The 16002-nt window shown below is 65.5% G+C and carries 13 protein-coding genes; 9 read left to right on the top strand and 4 right to left on the bottom strand.

Translation table 11 applies throughout. From position 1 onward, the window contains the following. From C100_RS37720 to C100_RS37735, 4 genes are all read left to right on the top strand, one after another. A partial coding sequence (locus tag C100_RS37720) for an RsmB/NOP family class I SAM-dependent RNA methyltransferase (protein ID WP_024020276.1) occupies positions 1–796 on the top strand: 796 nt, incomplete at its 5' end. An 85-nt stretch (positions 797–881) separates the two neighbouring features. Further along, positions 882–1373, top strand: coding sequence for a hypothetical protein (locus C100_RS37725; protein WP_024020277.1), 492 nt, complete (start codon positions 882–884; stop codon positions 1371–1373). 90 nt (positions 1374–1463) lie between these two features. Continuing rightward, complete coding sequence (gene rpe / locus C100_RS37730) at positions 1464–2126, top strand: ribulose-phosphate 3-epimerase (protein WP_024020278.1); 663 nt, start codon at positions 1464–1466, stop codon at positions 2124–2126. Positions 2127–2140: 14 nt separating this feature from the next. Next, the gene (locus tag C100_RS37735; protein WP_024020279.1) at positions 2141–3889 is read left to right on the top strand and encodes a heparinase II/III family protein; all 1749 of its coding nucleotides are present in this window, start codon (positions 2141–2143) and stop codon (positions 3887–3889) included. A gap of 349 nt (positions 3890–4238) precedes the next feature. Here the strand turns inward: C100_RS37735 and C100_RS37740 are convergent, their stop codons facing one another. Beyond that, entirely contained in the window at positions 4239–6479 is a 2241-nt protein-coding gene (locus tag C100_RS37740) for an AAA family ATPase (RefSeq protein ID WP_024020280.1), read from the bottom strand. 829 nt (positions 6480–7308) lie between these two features. Here C100_RS37740 and purH point away from each other — a divergent pair. From purH to C100_RS37765, 5 genes are all read left to right on the top strand, one after another. After that, a complete protein-coding gene (purH, locus tag C100_RS37745) occupies positions 7309–8910 on the top strand; it encodes a bifunctional phosphoribosylaminoimidazolecarboxamide formyltransferase/IMP cyclohydrolase (protein ID WP_024020281.1) in 1602 nt (533 codons plus the stop codon). Between the two features lie 179 nt (positions 8911–9089). Further along, positions 9090–9422, top strand: coding sequence for a UrcA family protein (locus tag C100_RS37750; protein ID WP_024020282.1), 333 nt, complete (start codon positions 9090–9092; stop codon positions 9420–9422). Positions 9423–9616: 194 nt separating this feature from the next. Next, the gene (locus C100_RS37755) at positions 9617–11155 is read left to right on the top strand and encodes an NAD(P)/FAD-dependent oxidoreductase (protein WP_024020283.1); all 1539 of its coding nucleotides are present in this window, start codon (positions 9617–9619) and stop codon (positions 11153–11155) included. A gap of 25 nt (positions 11156–11180) precedes the next feature. Then, positions 11181–11588: a GtrA family protein gene (locus tag C100_RS37760; RefSeq protein ID WP_024020284.1), complete on the top strand. Its 408-nt coding sequence runs from the start codon at positions 11181–11183 to the stop codon at positions 11586–11588. Further along, the gene (locus tag C100_RS37765) at positions 11566–13344 is read left to right on the top strand and encodes a hypothetical protein (RefSeq protein ID WP_024020285.1); all 1779 of its coding nucleotides are present in this window, start codon (positions 11566–11568) and stop codon (positions 13342–13344) included. Before C100_RS37760 ends, C100_RS37765 begins: the two co-directional genes overlap by 23 nt. On the opposite strand, the gene msrB is transcribed toward C100_RS37765, so the two are convergent. Genes msrB through C100_RS37780 form a run of 3 tightly spaced genes read right to left on the bottom strand, consistent with a single transcriptional unit; the run spans position 13325 to position 15999 of the window. Continuing rightward, on the bottom strand, positions 13325–13801 hold the full coding sequence (gene msrB / locus C100_RS37770; RefSeq protein WP_024020286.1) for a peptide-methionine (R)-S-oxide reductase MsrB: 477 nt from the start codon (positions 13799–13801) through the stop codon (positions 13325–13327). The genes C100_RS37765 and msrB overlap by 20 nt on opposite strands. Before the next feature lie 18 nt (positions 13802–13819). After that, on the bottom strand, positions 13820–15010 hold the full coding sequence (locus C100_RS37775) for an ABC transporter permease (protein ID WP_024020287.1): 1191 nt from the start codon (positions 15008–15010) through the stop codon (positions 13820–13822). Then, positions 15007–15999, bottom strand: coding sequence for an ABC transporter ATP-binding protein (locus tag C100_RS37780; protein WP_024020288.1), 993 nt, complete (start codon positions 15997–15999; stop codon positions 15007–15009). The genes C100_RS37775 and C100_RS37780 overlap by 4 nt, the downstream gene beginning before the upstream one ends. Positions 16000–16002: the final 3 nt, after the last annotated feature.

The raw sequence follows: 16002 nt of genomic DNA on the forward strand, positions 1-16002 counted from the left end.
CTATGCCGCTCGCCCGCCGATCGACATCAGCCTGCGCGATCCCGCCGCGACGACGACCTGGGCGACCACGCTGGGCGGCGTCTCCTTCGCGCCCGGCCATGTCCGCCTGCCCGAAGGCGCCGCCATTCCCACGCTCGCGGGCTTTGCCGAGGGGGCGTGGTGGGTGCAGGATATTGCCGCATCCTGCGCCGCTCGATTGCTGGGACCGGGCGCGGGGCGAAGCGTGCTCGACCTGTGCGCCGCGCCGGGCGGCAAGACGATGCAGCTCGCGGCGGCCGGCTGGGCCGTGACGGCGATCGACCAGTCGCGCAAAAGGCTGGAGCGGCTGTCCGAAAATCTGGCCCGCACCGGGCTGAGCGCGGCGGTGGTAGAGGCGGATCTGCGCCAGTGGCAGCCGCCCGCGCCGGTCGATGCGATCCTGCTCGACGCGCCCTGTTCGGCGACCGGCATCTATCGCCGCCATCCCGATGTGCTGCACCGCATCGGCCCGCGCCAGATCGCCGAACTGGCTGAATTGCAGACGCAATTGCTGGCCCGCGCGGCCGGCTGGCTGAAACCGGGCGGGCAGATCATCTATGCCACCTGTTCGCTGGAGCAGGCCGAGGGCGAAGCGCAGATCGACCGCTTCCTGGCCGATCATCCCGACTTTACAGTGTCGCCGGCCGATCCCGCCGCGCTGCCCCAGGGCATGGCGCCGGACGCGCGCGGCTGGCTGCGCACCTTGCCCCAAACGCTCGCGGATCATGGCGGCACCGACGGATTTTTCATCGCGCGCCTTGCCAAAAATGCAAACTAAGCATTAACCATGAACGGGTTAGACCAGATGGTCCGTCATCCGGCTGGCTCGTCAGCCGGTTGCTCCGTCAGAAGGTGCGCCGCATTTGCGTCCGATCGAACCCTTGCCGTTGAACCATAGCTGGCCGCTCTACGACCTGCGCACCCACCTCGCCCCGGTGCTGCTGGACCCGGACATCGCCCGCAGCGACGCCGCGCTCGCCGAACGCGGGCTGGGTCTGTGGCATTGCGACCTGGCCGACAATCAGTTGCGCTGGACGGCGGGCGTCTATGATATTTTTGGGCTGGACCGGGATCTCGACGTGGCCCGCCCGCTCGCGGTGTCGCTCTACGCCCCGGATTCGCGCGAACCGATGGAGCGGCTGCGCGCCTATGCCATCCGCCACAAGCGCGGCTTCACCCTGGACGTCGACATCGAACAGGCGGACGGCATGGGACGCTGCGCGATGCGGCTGATCGCAGCGCCGGTGCTGGACGCGGCGGGGGAGGTCGTCGGGCTGCACGGCGTCAAGCAGATGCTGGCCCAGGGCGCACCCCCCTCCCACCGGCTCGATCCCACTATTTTCGTCATGCTTTGACGGGCATTGGCGGGCGCTGGCGGGTGCCGGCCGACTCGCAGGAAAATCTCCGTTGCCACCTGCCCCCACGACGATTAAGGCGAACGGTTAATGACCCGTCCGATCCTCATCTCGCCCTCCATCCTCTCCGCCGACTTCGCCCGCCTGGGCGAAGAGGTCCGCGCCATTGACGATGCCGGTTGCGACTGGGTGCATATCGACGTCATGGACGGCCATTTCGTGCCCAACATCACCATCGGCCCGGCCGTGGTGAAGGCGCTGCGCCCGCACACGCAAAAGCCGTTCGACGTTCATCTGATGATCTCGCCGGTGGACCTGTATCTGGACGCCTTTGCGCAGGCGGGGGCCGACATCATCACCGTCCATCCCGAAGCCGGGCCGCACATCCACCGCAGCGTCCAGCATATCAAGTCGCTGGGCGTGAAGGCGGGCGTGGTCCTGAACCCCGGCACCCCGGCCAAGATGCTCGATTATCTGATCGACGAGGTTGACCTGATCCTGGTGATGAGCGTCAATCCGGGGTTTGGCGGGCAGAGCTTCATCGAGAATCAGCTGCGCAAGATCGAGGCGATCCGCAAGATGATCGACAAGTCGGGCCGCGACATCCGGCTTCAGGTCGATGGCGGCATCGATTTCACCACCGCGCCGCGCGCGATCGACGCCGGCGCGGATGTGCTGGTGGCCGGCACCGCGACCTTCCGCGGCGGTCCGGGCGCCTATGCCGACAATATCCGGCGATTGCGCGGCGGGTGAGCGAGCCGCGTCGTATGCCCGTCCGCAAAGGCCAGGATCTTCCGCCCGAAGCGGGCGATGACGGCATCGAGCAGGGCAAGCGGCTCATCCGCGTCGCGGATGACAAGGGGCTGTCGCTGACCCAGCGGATCGCCAATCATTTCTATCTGCTGAGCTGGAAGACGCCGATCCACGGGCGCAAGCTCAAGGGCAAATATCCGCTCAAGCTGCTCGCCGTGCCGGATGACGAAGTGCCCGGCGACAGCCGCGCCGGGGCGGCGATCCGCGCGGGCTATTTCCTGTTTCGCGGCCAGAAGCAGCCGATCGACACGCTGGATTTCGCCCGCCCCGGCATCGGCCCCGCCTTCGCCGACTATCTGCACAGCTTCCGCTGGCTGCGCGACCTGGCCAGCAGCGCGACGCGCGAACAGGGCGCGCCGATCGCCGAAACGGTGATGCGCAAATGGCTGGCGGCCCATGCCGAAACCCCCAGCGAACCCGCCTGGCGCGCTGACAATGCCGGCTGGCGCCTGCTTTTCTGGACCGCCCATGCGCCGCTGATCCTGTCGTCGAGCGATCTTGTCTATCGCTCGCTGGTGCTCAACTGCATCGCCCGCACCGCCCGCCATCTCGACCGCAGCGCCGACAAGGCGCCGATGGGCCTGCCCCGTCTGGTCGCCTGGGGCGCGATCCTGGCCGCGGCGCTGCTGATCCCCGGTGGCGAGGCGCGGCGCGTCTTTGGCGAAGCCGGGCTGAAACGCGCGATCGACACCGGCCTTCATCCCGATGGCGGGATCCTGTCGCGATCGCCACTGGCGCAGTTGGAGGCGGTGATGCTGCTGGCCATGCTGCGGGCCATCTATGACGTGCGGCGCGAAAAAGCGCCATTATGCCTGACCGATGCGCTGTCGCGCGCGGTGCCGGCGCTGCTGGGCCTGACCCATGGCGACGGGGGCCTTGGCAACTGGCAGGGCGCGGGCGCGATCGACCCGCAAAGCGTCGAGGCGGTGATCGCCGCCAGCCGGGTGCGCACCCGGCCGCTGCGCCAGGCGCGCGACTGGGGCTATCAACGGATCGCCGCCGGCGCGACCGTGGTGCAGGTCGACGCCGCCCCGCCGCCGGTCGCGCGCCTCGCCGAAGCGGGTTGCGCCTCGACCGGCGCGATCGAAATCAGCGACGGGCCGCTGCGCCTGATCGTCAATTGCGGCGGCGCGGGGCTGGAGGGCGCGTGGATTTCCCGCGATCTGGCGCAGGGCCTGCGCACCACCGCGGCGCACAGCACGCTGGTCCTCAACGACAGCAATTCCACCGCCCTGCTGCCCGACGGCACGCTGGGCAAGGGCGTGACCGAGGTGGAGCTGAACCGGCAGGAACTGGACAATGGCAGCCGGCTGGACCTGTCCCATGACGGCTATGTCCGGCGGCTGGGCTATGTCCATCGCCGCCTGCTGCTGGTCAGCGGCGACGGCCGGGAAGTGCGTGGCGAAGACATGCTGACCCCGGCGGAACGCCGCAAGAAGCCGGGCAAGCAGCCGGTGCAGCTCCGCTTCCATCTCGCCCCCGGCGTCGAACCGACGCTGACCGCCGACAGCCAGGGCGCGCTGCTGCGCATCGACCTGGGCGCGCTGTGGCAGTTCCGCACCGGCGCGGGCGTGCTGAGCGTCGAGGACAGCCTGTGGGTCGACGGCGACGGCCGCCCCCATCCGGGCAAGCAACTGGTGGTGACGGGCGAGGCGCTGCCCGGCGGATCGAGCATCGGCTGGCTCTTCAAGCGGATGGGCTGACCGCCGGCCCGGCAGCTTCGGATGGGGAGCAGGCAGGCGCCAGTCCCCTCGTCACCCCCCCCACGGACGCGCGACCCCATCTCCCCGGCCCTGCGCCTGGGAGCAAGGTCAAGAGACGGGGTTTCCGCGTTGGCAGGAATGACGAGAAGGGGTGGGAGTGGGCATCCGTTTCCCCCGTGCTTGATATCCGCATTGCGCCATTGGCAGCCGTTCCACAGCGATCTTGCTGAGCTTGGAAGCAGGCCTTCTGCTTATGAACAGGGCCGGGACACTGCCGACATTTCTGTGGGCAACTTGAACGTCCGCCGGTGCTAAAAACCGGCATTTCTTCCAAGTATTGTTGGGGTTTCTACTCAGATATAGATTTAAGCCCGTTGAAATGCAGTGGCGCTACTGCCTCGATCATTTCAAGAAGATACGCGACGTTCTTCTGGGTCTCCGCCACGATGGCAGGATCAAACCCTTTGCCCGTGATGTGTGAGTTGTCATTCGTGAACTTGTATATAGCGGTCTTTTTATCCTCGTCGAAATTGGTCTTCGATAGCTGGTCGTATGTATTGCCGTTGGCCGGCACATGAAACTCTAAAAAGGTCTCCAAAACCTTTCTAGCGACATTGGGGATATGATAGCAGCTTTGGATCGTGCCATCCGACCTATATTGGTAAAGCGTTTTGAACAGATAGTGATATTCTGTCGGGTGCTTTTCCAAAAGGGTATCCAGCGGCGCAATTTTTGATTGCCTCGCGCCATTCGCCTCTGAACAGATGAGCATGTAATGGCTCTTATTATTGATGCGTGAGAGCCAGTTAAGCAACAATTTTAGAAAATCGAAATTGTGCGTTAGGATGATGACCTGTTTGGCATTCTTCACTGCATTCTTCAGGAAGGAAAAGGCCTGATAGATCGAGGATGAGTCGAGGCTCGAAATCGGATCGTCGATCACAACGATCCCGTCCTGAATGTTGAAGTCGTTGTCGTTTAAGTGGACAATAAAATATACGAATGCGATCGCAGTCTTCTCGCCCTCGCTCAATCGCTTCGCGGCTTTCCCGCGCCTGAGAACCCTGTAGCCTTCATCGATGGACTCGAATGTCAGGTCGGTGCGACCTAGGAACGTCGCGATCCTCTTGCTCAATTCAGCGCTACCGGCGTGTGCGCTGGAAATCGTCGCCTTCCGCTCAGCAATGAGCGCGCGGATCGAGTCGAGACTTCGGGCGTCGCCAGAGTCGGCAGAGCCGTTTGTCAGCGTCTCAATTCTACGTGTCTTGTTTTCAATTTCCGCTTCGAGTGCCGCGATCTGGCCGTGGATGCCGGAGAGGTAGTGGGTTTCAATCGCTGTTCTCGCCTCAGCCTTCTCGCGCTCAAAATCGGCCGACTTCGCATTGTGGCGCCTCACGATCTCCGACATGGCGTCGATGGCGGCGAGGAAACCTGACGGCTCTATAACCTCCGTCGGATCGAGCGAGACGGTGCGCTCCGTGAGCTTGCGGGACAAAAGCGATTGGACTGCACCCATCTGCTCGCTCAAGGCAGTCTGTGCGACCTGAAACTCGGCCTCCTTGGCGATCCATTCCGGGCGAAGCTCGCCATAGAACGCGCTCTTCGCCGGCAATTCGATAGACCGGATGGCATGCGAAATGCGCGTCCCGAACGCTTGCGCGTTTTCGATGTCCGATTTCAACCTCTGATCTTCGATACTGAAATGTTCGGCCAAAGCGGAGATGCGATCCGCCGGAAGGCCCTGCGCGCAAAATTCACAGGTCTCGGACTCGTGGTTGCGATGGAGCTGCAGTCCGGCCTCCACCCATCCTGCGATGTCCGGGTTGGCGGTCAGGCGTGCGATGGCGGCCGACTGTGCCGTTCGCCTGGCGAGGGCGTGAGCTGTGCCGAGATAGCGTGCGATGATGTCTTTCAGAGCGATAGGAGCTTCTACGGGACCGGCCGCGATCGGCGGAACGGCGATCCCAGCAATCTGGTCTTCCTGTTGCTGATGGAGGGTTGCCCTGTGCTTCTCCAGTGTACGCTCGTCATGAATTTGTGGAGTGACGAGCTTTGCGAATGCCTTTTCGGCGTCCGGCTTCCTGAAATTTCTCAGTGTCGTGCCGCTGGTTGCTTCACCAATCGTTTTCGCGATCGCCGAAAACGCCGTGTCCTTTTCTTTTCCTACCTTGGCGACCGCTTTCTTTTCGGCCTCGATCAACGCCTCCCGGCCAGCAAGGGCAGTTTCGTCCGTGCGAACCTCGTCTGCGAGCTGCTTGTTATCCTGCCCGACAATGAGGATCGGCCGAATCGGTCCGTCGAAGCGGCCAATGTTCGCCTGCACATAGTCAGCGTTGAAAACGCGGATGCCGGTCGGGCATTTCTGGCCGGGCACGAGTTGGCCCACGCTGGTCTCGAGGGAATAGTCGAGGTCAGGGTGGTCGGCATGAGTGCCCTCGGGCAACGCGGCGAACAGATTCGACAGGGTTGTCTTGCCGGTGCCGTTGTCGCCATAGAAGACGTTGTAGCGTTTCAGCTTTTGGAGCTCGGCAGGGGCCGAAAAGTCCGAGAAGATGCCAAGCCCCTTTATCTTCTTTATCGAAACCAGCATGATTCAGCCCCCGCCTGCAATCGCTTGCTCAGAGATCGCCAATACGACCTTTAGGAAGCGAGGCTGACCATGATTGATGTGGACAGTCAATCCGAGTGGTAGATACCGGCGAGGAGCAGGCGTTAATGCGAGGGCTGCCGCGCGACTTGAAGTGGTCGCCAGCCGATGCTGTGTGAGCGTCAGCTAACGCCGCGACGTCGGTCCGAACCGGACAGTCGCCTATCGGCCAATATTCTCAACGTCATGCCAGCGCAGGCTGGCATCTCAGGCGGAGACGCGCAGCAGCCGGGGTGGCAGTTTTCCAGCGTCCTCCCGCTGCGCCTGAGACCCCATCCTCCGCTGGTGTGACGATCATGGGGATGGCCGCGTTCAAGCGACCTTGCCCCCCGCTCGACGATCCACTTCCGGTCGCCTCCCGACCGGCCCTCACCCCTGTCAGCGAAAGCCGCCGTCGGACAGCCGGAAAGTCTTCCAATGTAGGATTTTCTCTGGTCTATCCTGCCCGATGGACCCGTGCCGCCACCCGCCCCCCGACCCCCGACCCTCCGCCGCTGCACCTGATGCGTCGGTGGCGCGTCGCTGTGACTTTGCTGTCGCGTCGGTGGCGCGTCGCCGTTACCCGGCTGGCGCGTCACTGATACGTCACTGGCGCGTTGCCGACGCTTTACAGGCGCGATTGGCCCGAAATGCCCTCGCATGGTCCGACGACGGTGTGAACTTCGCCCCCGGCGCGTCGCCGGCGCGTCCGGGGCTGTATTTTTGTCCCGCCCCCCATTAAGGGAACGGCGCAAAGCCGTTTCGCCTTTTTGCCTGTAGGAAGCTCCTTCTCATGACCGTCACGCCCACCGACCTCCCCATCAAGCGCGCCCTCCTGTCCGTGTCCGACAAGGCCGGCCTCGTCGAACTGGGCCAGGCGCTGGGCCGACATGGGGTGGAGCTGGTGTCGACCGGCGGCACGGCCAAGGCGCTGCGCGAGGCGGGCCTGGACGTGAAGGATATTTCCGACCTCACCGGCTTTCCCGAAATGATGGACGGCCGCGTCAAGACGCTGCACCCCAAGGTCCATGGCGGCCTGCTCGCGGTGCGGCGCAACCCGGAGCATGTCGCGGCGATGGACGCGCATGACATCGGCGCGATCGACCTGGTGGTCGTCAACCTCTACCCCTTCGCCGCCACGGTCGCCAAGGGCGCGGAGCGCGACGAGATTATCGAGAATATCGACATTGGCGGCCCGTCCATGGTCCGGTCCGCCGCGAAAAATCATGAAAGCGTGGCGATCGTTACCGATCCCGCCGACTATGCCCGGCTGATCGCCGAGATGGACGAGAAGGCGGGTGCGACCAGCTATGATTTCCGCCGGATGCTGGCGGCCAAGGCCTATGCGGCGACGGCGGCCTATGATTCGATGATCGCCAGCTGGTTCGCCTTCGCCGACCAGGGCGTCGCCTTCCCCGAAACGCTGGCCGTGGCGAGCAAGCTCGGTTCCACCCTGCGCTATGGCGAAAATCCGCATCAGTCCGCCGCGCTCTACCTGCCGGTCGGGCCGACCGCCAACGGCATTGCGCAGGCGCAGCAGGTCCAGGGCAAGGAACTGAGCTACAATAATTATAACGACGCCGACGCCGCGCTGGAACTGGTCAGCGAATTTCGCGACGGGCCGCCGACGGTGGTGATCGTCAAGCACGCCAATCCCTGCGGCGTCGCGACCGGCGAAACGCTGATCGAAGCCTATGAAGCGGCGCTCGCCTGCGACAGCGTGTCGGCCTTTGGCGGCATCATCGCGGTCAACCGCCCGCTTGACGGTCCCACCGCCGAAGCGATCAGCGGCATTTTCACCGAAGTCGTCGCCGCCCCGGACGCCGATGATGCGGCCCGCGCGATCTTTGCGAAGAAGAAGAATCTGCGCCTGCTGCTCACCGGCGACCTGCCCGATCCGGCGCGCGCAGGCCTCCAGATCAAGACCATCGCCGGCGGCCTGCTGGTGCAGGGCCGCGACAATGGCCAGGTGGACCGCGCCGCGCTCAAGGTCGTGACGAAGCGCGAGCCCAGCGAACAGGAACTGAAAGACTGCCTGTTCGCCTGGACCGTCGCCAAGCATGTGAAATCGAACGCCATCGTCTATGCCAGGGATGGCAGCACGGCCGGTGTCGGCGCGGGCCAGATGAACCGCCTCGAATCCGCGCGCATCGCCGCGTGGAAGGCGAAGGACGCGGCCGAGAAGGCCGGCTGGAGCCAGCCGCGCACCATCGGGTCGGCGGTCGCCTCCGACGCCTTCTTCCCCTTCGCCGACGGGCTGCTGGCGGCGGTCGAGGCGGGCGCGACCGCGGTGATTCAGCCGGGCGGTTCGATCCGCGACGATGAAGTGATCGCCGCGGCCGACGAGGCGGGCCTGGCGATGGTCTTCACCGGGATGCGCCACTTCCGCCATTAAGTTTTGACGCGGGTGCGAAAGGCCGCCTTTCGCACCCGCAAAATCGCGGAAATCCGCCACTTTTTGTCAAGTGGCCCCTTTTCAATGGCGCCGGGCGCGCCTATTTAGGGCGCGACCCTACTTCCACGTCAGACGTGGGGCGCAAGACCAGAAAAAACTGTTCGACAGGAGTTACAAGGATGACCAACAAGACGCTGGTGGCGCTCGCCGCCACGATGGCCCTTGCTCTGCCCGGTGTGGCGAGCGCCGGGAGCAACGACATGGATGTGATCGTCGACGGCAATACGGGCGCCGAAACCCGTTCGGTCGCCGTATCGCTGGCCGACCTCAATCTGGCAAGCGCCAGCGGAATCCGCCGCGCCGACTATCGGCTGATCCGCGCCTCCAAGCAGGTGTGCGGCTTCGTCAACGGATCGGTCCTGCCGGTGACCGAAGATTATCGCAACTGCTATGGCGCCGCGATCGACGGCGCCCGCAGCGACCTCGACGCCCTCGCCCAGCGCCAGGGCTGACGCCGCCACGCTTTCCTCCGCGATTTCTCGCGGCAGCCTTCCCCCACACGAAGGGGACTGCGGGGGCCGTTTCACGCAAGTGGAACGGCCCTTTGCAATGCCGGCCCCATTGTCCTTACCAGCCATTAACCACTCCTTAGAAGATTTCCTTCAACCCGGACGCCACGAAGGATCATCCGGGGGAATAGCTTGCCATGCCGCGTACCGACCAAAGCGTGGACGTCGCCATCATCGGGGCCGGCCCCGCTGGCCTGACCGCCGCCTATCTGCTGACCAAGCAGGGTTTCAGCGTTACCGTGATCGAAAAAGACCCCATCTATGTCGGCGGGATCAGCCGCACGGTCGAGCTGGACGGTTTCCGATTCGACATTGGCGGACACCGTTTCTTTTCCAAGTCGAAGCAGGTGGTCGACCTGTGGAACGAGATTTTGCCCGACGATTTCATCCAGCGCCCGCGGATGAGCCGCATCTATTATGAAGGCAAATTCTACAGCTATCCGCTGCGCGCGTTCGAGGCGCTGTGGAATCTGGGCATATGGCGCTCGACGCTCTGCATGGCGAGCTTCGCCAAGGCGCGGCTCTTCCCCAATCGCAACATCCAGTCTTTCCAGGACTGGACCGTCAACGCTTTCGGCCACAAGCTTTTCTCCATCTTCTTCAAGACCTACACCGAAAAGGTCTGGGGGATGCCCTGCGACGAAATGTCGGCCGACTGGGCGGCGCAGCGGATCAAGGGGCTGTCGCTGTGGGGCGCGGTCAAGGATGGGCTGAAGCGCAGCCTGGGCCTGAACAAGAAGCCCAATGACGGCATGGAAACCAAGACCTTGCTCGAAAGCTTCCGCTATCCGCGCCTTGGCCCCGGCATGATGTGGGAAGCCGCGCGCGACCATGTGCGGGCCGGCGGCAACCGGATATTGATGGCGCACAGCTTCAAGCGGCTGGAGGAAGATCAGGCACGGCCCGGTTCAGACGGGGGCGCCTGGCGTCTGATCGCCGAAGGTCCGGATGGCGATGTCGCCATCAGCGCCGCGCATGTCATTTCGTCGGCGCCGATGCGCGAACTGGCGGGGCGCATCCATCCGCTGCCCGCGACGCTGCCGCAGGCCATGGACCTGAAATATCGCGACTTCCTGACCGTTGCGCTGATGGTGAAGGGAGAGGATATTTTCCCCGACAACTGGATCTACATTCACGATCCCAAGGTCCAGGTCGGCCGCATTCAGAATTTCCGCAGCTGGTCGCCCGAAATGGTGCCCGATCCGACGCTCGCCTGCGTCGGCCTTGAATATTTCTGCTTCGAAGGCGACGGCCTCTGGTCCTCGCCCGACGCCGATCTCATCGAATTGGCCAAGCAGGAAATGGCGACGCTGGGCCTGTGCAACCCGGACGACGTGGTCGGCGGGGCGGTGGTGCGGCAGGAAAAGGCCTATCCGGTCTATGACGATGCCTATGCCGCCAATGTGCTGGCGATGCGGACCGAACTGGAAGCGCGCTATCCCACGCTCCACATGGTCGGCCGCAACGGGATGCACCGCTATAATAATCAGGATCATGCGATGATGACGGCGATGCTGACCGTGCGCAACATCGTCGCGGGCAAGCGCGTCCACGACGTGTGGCAGGTCAATGAGGATGCCGAATATCATGAAGCCGGCGCGGAAGGGCAGGACGCCGATGCGCAGGCCGCGCTCGCCAGCGTCCGTGCCGTGCCGTCGCGCCTGAAGGCCGCCTGACCCCATGGGCGGCCAACGGGCTGGCATGGCGGGGCGCCTGCGCGCGCGCGCAGCGCCGATCGCGCGCCTGATGTTCGCCCGCTATCTGCTGGCCAGCATCGGCGCGCTGTCGGGCGACTTTGCGATTTTCCTGATGCTGGGCCGGGCGGGTTTGCCGCCGGTCGCGGCCGCCTGTGCCGGCTATGGCGCGGGCCTGCTGATCCATTGGGTGATCAGCGTCCGCTATGTGTTCGACACCGGCGCCGGCCCCTCCCACGGCCAGCGCCTCGCCTTCATCGCCAGCGCATTGCTGGGCATGGGCATGACGATGGCGATGGTCGGCAGCCTCAGCCTGATCGGCATCGCCCCCGCCCTCGCCAAGCTGCTGTCGGTGCCGGCCAGCTTCCTCACCGTTTATGCGATTCGCAAATATGGCGTCTTCGCGCGCGCCTGATCTGCGCCGCGCTGCGCTCTGGGCAGGGCTGGCCTGGTTGATATGCAGCGCCGCGATGCTGTGGTGGTTTCATGGCGCCTTCGCCACCATGGCCTTTCGCGATCCCGACGATGCGATGCGGCTGGTGCAGGTGCGCGACTGGATCGGCGGGCAGGCTTTCTGGGACGTCAGCCAGCATCGGGTGAACCCGCCGCTGGGCGGACCGATGCACTGGTCGCGGATTGTCGACATGCCGATTGCGGGCCTGATCCTGCTGCTGCGGCCGATTGTCGGCGCGGCGGGCGCGGAACGTCTCGCCTGCGTCATCGTGCCATTGCTGCTGCTTGGCGGACTGACCGCCGCGCTGTTCACCGCCGCACGCCGCATCGCCGGTGATGCCGCCGCGCTGGTCGGCGTCGCGCTGCTGCTGACGACGCCCAGCATCCTCGTTCAATTCACCCCGCTGCGGATCGACCATCATGGGTGGCAGATCATGCTGGCCGGCATCGCTCTGATGGGCGCGATGGATGAGCGCGCGGCGCGTGGCGGCCTGATCGCTGGCCTGGCGCTCGCGCTATGGCTCCAGATTTCGAGCGAGGCGCTCCCCTATGCCGCGCTGTTCGCCGGCGTCTTCGCGCTGCGTCACTGGATCGACCGGGCGGAAACGCCACGCTTCGTCGCCTTTGCCCTGACCCTGGGCGGCGCGGCGCTGGTGCTGCTGGCGTTGCTGCGCGGCGGCCAGGCGCCGTTCGTCAGCCAGTGCGATGCGCTGTCCTTCGCCTATGTCTGGCCGCTGGTGGCGCTGGCGGACGCGAGCGCCACCGCCGTCCGCGCGATCGGCACGGGTTCGCCCACACGGCGGCTGGCGATCGCGGCGATCGGCGGCGGCGCGGCGATCGCCGTCTTCCTGCTGACCGGCGGGCCATGCCTGTCGGGCGATCCCTTCGCGGCGCTCGGCCCACTCGCCTACAAGCTCTGGTATCTGCAAGTCATGGAGGGCCGCCCCATCGAGGCACAGACCCTGACCATGCAGGGCGTGATCCTGCTGCCGCCATTATTGGGACTGGGCGCAACGCTGCTCGCGGCGGCGCGTAATCGGGACGGACGTAATCGAGAGGGTGCGCGGATGCGCTGGCTGACGCTCGCCCTGCTCCTGATCGGGGCGACGCTGGTGTCCATGCTGGTGATGCGGGCGCTCAGCGTCGCGCATCTCTTCGCCCTGCCCGGCATCGCCTGGCTGTTGCTCCTGCTGCTGCGTCGGGTGCAGCGGTCGGGGCTGGCGCTGGTGCGTGTGATCGGATCGGTTGCTCTGGTGCTGCTGACCCCGGCGGGGCTGTGCGCTGCCTGGATCGCGGTCGCCGCGCAGCCCGAAGCCGCCAAGAAGGCCGACGCCGATTGCCGCAGCGCCGCCGCATTGGCGGCGCTCGACGCGCTGCCGCCCGCCACCCTGTTCGCGCCGATCGACCTTGGTCCCGACATATTGATGCGGACCCGCCAATCTGTGATCGCCACCGCGCATCATCGCAATGCGGTCGGCATATCCACGGTGATCCGCGGTTTCGTCGCTGCCCCGGACCAGGCGCGGCATGTTATCGAACGCAGCGGCGCGCGCTATCTGGTCAGTTGCGACGGACTGAACGAGATGGCTCTGTATGAAAAGGAAAACCCCCGCAGTCTGGCCGCCATGCTGGCGCAGGGGAACCCTCCGCTTTGGCTGGAACCGCTGCCGGCCAACGGCTCGCTTCGCCTCTACCGGATCAGGCCGGCAGGAAATTGAGCGCCACGCCGTTCATGCAATAGCGCTTGCCGGTCGGGCGCGGCCCGTCGTCGAAGACATGGCCCAGATGCCCGCCGCAGCGCGCGCAATGAACCTCGGTGCGGGGATAGCCCAGGTCAAGATCGCGGCTGGTGCCCACCGCCTTGGGCAGCGGCGCCCAGAAGCTGGGCCAGCCGGTGCCGCTGTCGAATTTGGTCTTGGAACTGAACAGCTTTTGCCCGCACCCGGCACAGGCGAAGATGCCGGCGCGATGCTCCTTGTTGAGCGCGCTGCTATAGGGATGTTCGGTCGCCTGTTGCCGCAGCACCTTATAGGCCCAGGGGCTGAGCTTTTCGCGCCATTGCGCATCGGTCAGGGTGAAGGGATAGGCGGCCTCCGCCTCGCCCGGCAGCAACTGCCATAGCGCCAATGCCGCCGCGCCGCTTGCCGCGCCACCCAGGAAATGCCGTCGGTTCATGACGCCTGTCTAGCGCAGTCAGCCTGTCGCCGGCCTGAACAATGTCTTCCACCAGCGCCCGCCCGATTGCATGACATGGCGGCGGAACAGCAGCACGCCGACCCGGATGATGATCGCAACGAACGCCGCTTGCCACAGCAGCGCCAGCAGATGCGGCCAGAGCGTCGCGTCCTGCGCCGCGCGCGCGATCATCGCGAAGGGCGAACTGAAGGGGAAGATGCAGGCCGCGATCTCGGCGGGCGACCCCATATGGTCGACGGCATAGCTGGCGAAGAAGAAGATCAGCATCTGCCCCATGGTGATCGGCATGTTGAGCGTCTGCACCTCCCGCACGGTCGCTGCCTGCGCGCCGATGCCCAGGAACAGCGAGCCGAGCAGCGTATAGGCCATGGCGAAATAGAGCGCCGCGAGCGCGAGGAAGATGGGCCAGCCGATCGCCGGCGCGGGCAGCGCGGTGGGCTGGCCGCCCGCCAGCAGGAATATCGCAAAGGCCGTGCCGCCCCAAAAGGCGATGCCCACGAAGCTCATCGCCAGCATCGCCATCAGCTTGCCCAGGAAAATCGCGTCGATCGGCACGGCCGCGGCCAATATCTCGATGATCTTGTTGGTCTTCTCCTCGACCAGGTTGGACAGGATCATGCCCGCCAGCAATATGGTGAGGAAGAACATCACCACTTGGGCGATGCGGCCGATGATGAGCCGCGCCTGCGCCTGTGCGCCCTGGCTGGTGGCGACCTCATTGCGTGTCACGGTGACGAATTGCAGCGTGCGTTCGGCCAGCGCGGCGGTCGACAACAGGCTGATGTCGCCCTGCAATATGTCGAGATCCCCCGCCTTCCCGGTCAGCACCGGATGCGCGAGCGTGCCCGAGAGAATCGCCACCACCTCCGAATCGGGCCGCGCCAGTTGCGCGCGCGGGCTGACGGTCGGCGACACGCGGCGCAGGCGCGGCAGCGCCTGATCGCCCATGCGCGCGACCAGCCGGTCATGGGCGCGCAGCACGGTCGCGCTGTCGGGCGCGGACATGGCGACCCCGACCACGGGGCGCAGGTCCGTGCTGGAAATTTTCTCGCCCAGCCCGCCAAAGGCAAAGCCGATGACGATCGGCAGCAGCGGCCCCAGCAGAAAAAGGATGAAGGTGCGCGACAGCACCACGGCGGTAAAGTCGCGCCGGGCGATGACGAAGGCGGCGCGCCATAGCTGCATCATGCCTCCTGCTCCTCCTGCCCTTCGCCGTCCGACATCTGCCGCGCCGCCGCCGCGCCCGCAATCGCGACGAAAGCGTCGTGCAGGCCGGGCCGTTCGATCGACAGGCTTTCGATCCCCGCCCGGTCGTCGATCAGCGCGCGCAGCAACGGCTCGATCCCGCCTTCGGGCAATGCGAAATGCCAGGCCCCCTCCTGCGCCACCGTGTCGGACGGCAGCGCGCGGCGCCAGGCGCCGTCGATCGCGCGGGTGCGCAACCGCACCTGCGGGCGCAGCCGGTCGCGCGCGTCGCTCACCGTGCCTTCGAAACGGATGCGCCCGCCCGCGACGATGGCGATCCGCTCGCACAGCCGCTCGGCATGGGCGATGACATGCGTCGAAAATAATATGGTGACGCCCTGTCGCGCCTGTTCGCGGATCAGCGCTTCCAGCTTTTCCTGATTGATCGCGTCGAGCCCGGAAAAGGGTTCGTCCAGCACGATCAGGCGCGGCTGATGGACGATGGTGCCGAACAGCTGGACCGTCTGGGCCATGCCCTTGGAAAGCTGGCGGATCGGCTTGTCGATCGCGGCGCCCATGCCATGGCCCTCCAGCATCGCCTTCGCCCGCTCGCGCCCCTGCCTGAGCGGCAGCCCCCGCAACGCGCCCATGAAGGCGATCGCCTCATAGGCCTTCATCGAGGGATAGAGACCGCGCTCTTCGGGCAGATAGCCGACCTGCCGCGCCATGCGCAGCGGCTGGCGCGCGCCGAGCAGGCTGCGATGCCCCTCATCCGGGTCGATGATGCCCAGCAAGGTGCGCAACAGCGTCGTCTTGCCCGCGCCATTGGGACCAAGGACGCCGTAGATGGCGCCCGCGGGCACCGCGATGTCGACCCCGTCGACCGCGCGGAAACTGCCGAATGTCTTGACAAGCCCATGGCCTTCGACGGCATAGGCCGATGGCCGGGCGGCCGCTGGGGCGGTGGACGATGCCGGAGTGTCGCCGATCATCCC

This window comes from Sphingobium sp. C100, from assembly GCF_000508185.1.
Lineage (GTDB): Bacteria > Pseudomonadota > Alphaproteobacteria > Sphingomonadales > Sphingomonadaceae > Sphingobium.

Excerpts from the sequence above, each read along its gene's own strand:
- rpe (WP_024020278.1), top strand. The coding sequence starts at position 1,464 with ATGACCCGTCCGATCCTCATCTCGCCCTCCATCCTCTCCGCCGACTTC.
- C100_RS37735 (WP_024020279.1), top strand. The coding sequence starts at position 2,141 with ATGCCCGTCCGCAAAGGCCAGGATCTTCCGCCCGAAGCGGGCGATGAC.
- C100_RS37740 (WP_024020280.1), bottom strand. The coding sequence starts at position 6,479 with ATGCTGGTTTCGATAAAGAAGATAAAGGGGCTTGGCATCTTCTCGGAC.
- purH (WP_024020281.1), top strand. The coding sequence starts at position 7,309 with ATGACCGTCACGCCCACCGACCTCCCCATCAAGCGCGCCCTCCTGTCC.
- C100_RS37750 (WP_024020282.1), top strand. The coding sequence starts at position 9,090 with ATGACCAACAAGACGCTGGTGGCGCTCGCCGCCACGATGGCCCTTGCT.
- C100_RS37755 (WP_024020283.1), top strand. The coding sequence starts at position 9,617 with ATGCCGCGTACCGACCAAAGCGTGGACGTCGCCATCATCGGGGCCGGC.
- C100_RS37760 (WP_024020284.1), top strand. The coding sequence starts at position 11,181 with ATGGCGGGGCGCCTGCGCGCGCGCGCAGCGCCGATCGCGCGCCTGATG.
- C100_RS37765 (WP_024020285.1), top strand. The coding sequence starts at position 11,566 with ATGGCGTCTTCGCGCGCGCCTGATCTGCGCCGCGCTGCGCTCTGGGCA.
- msrB (WP_024020286.1), bottom strand. The coding sequence starts at position 13,801 with ATGAACCGACGGCATTTCCTGGGTGGCGCGGCAAGCGGCGCGGCGGCA.
- C100_RS37775 (WP_024020287.1), bottom strand. The coding sequence starts at position 15,010 with ATGATGCAGCTATGGCGCGCCGCCTTCGTCATCGCCCGGCGCGACTTT.
- C100_RS37780 (WP_024020288.1), bottom strand. The coding sequence starts at position 15,999 with ATGATCGGCGACACTCCGGCATCGTCCACCGCCCCAGCGGCCGCCCGG.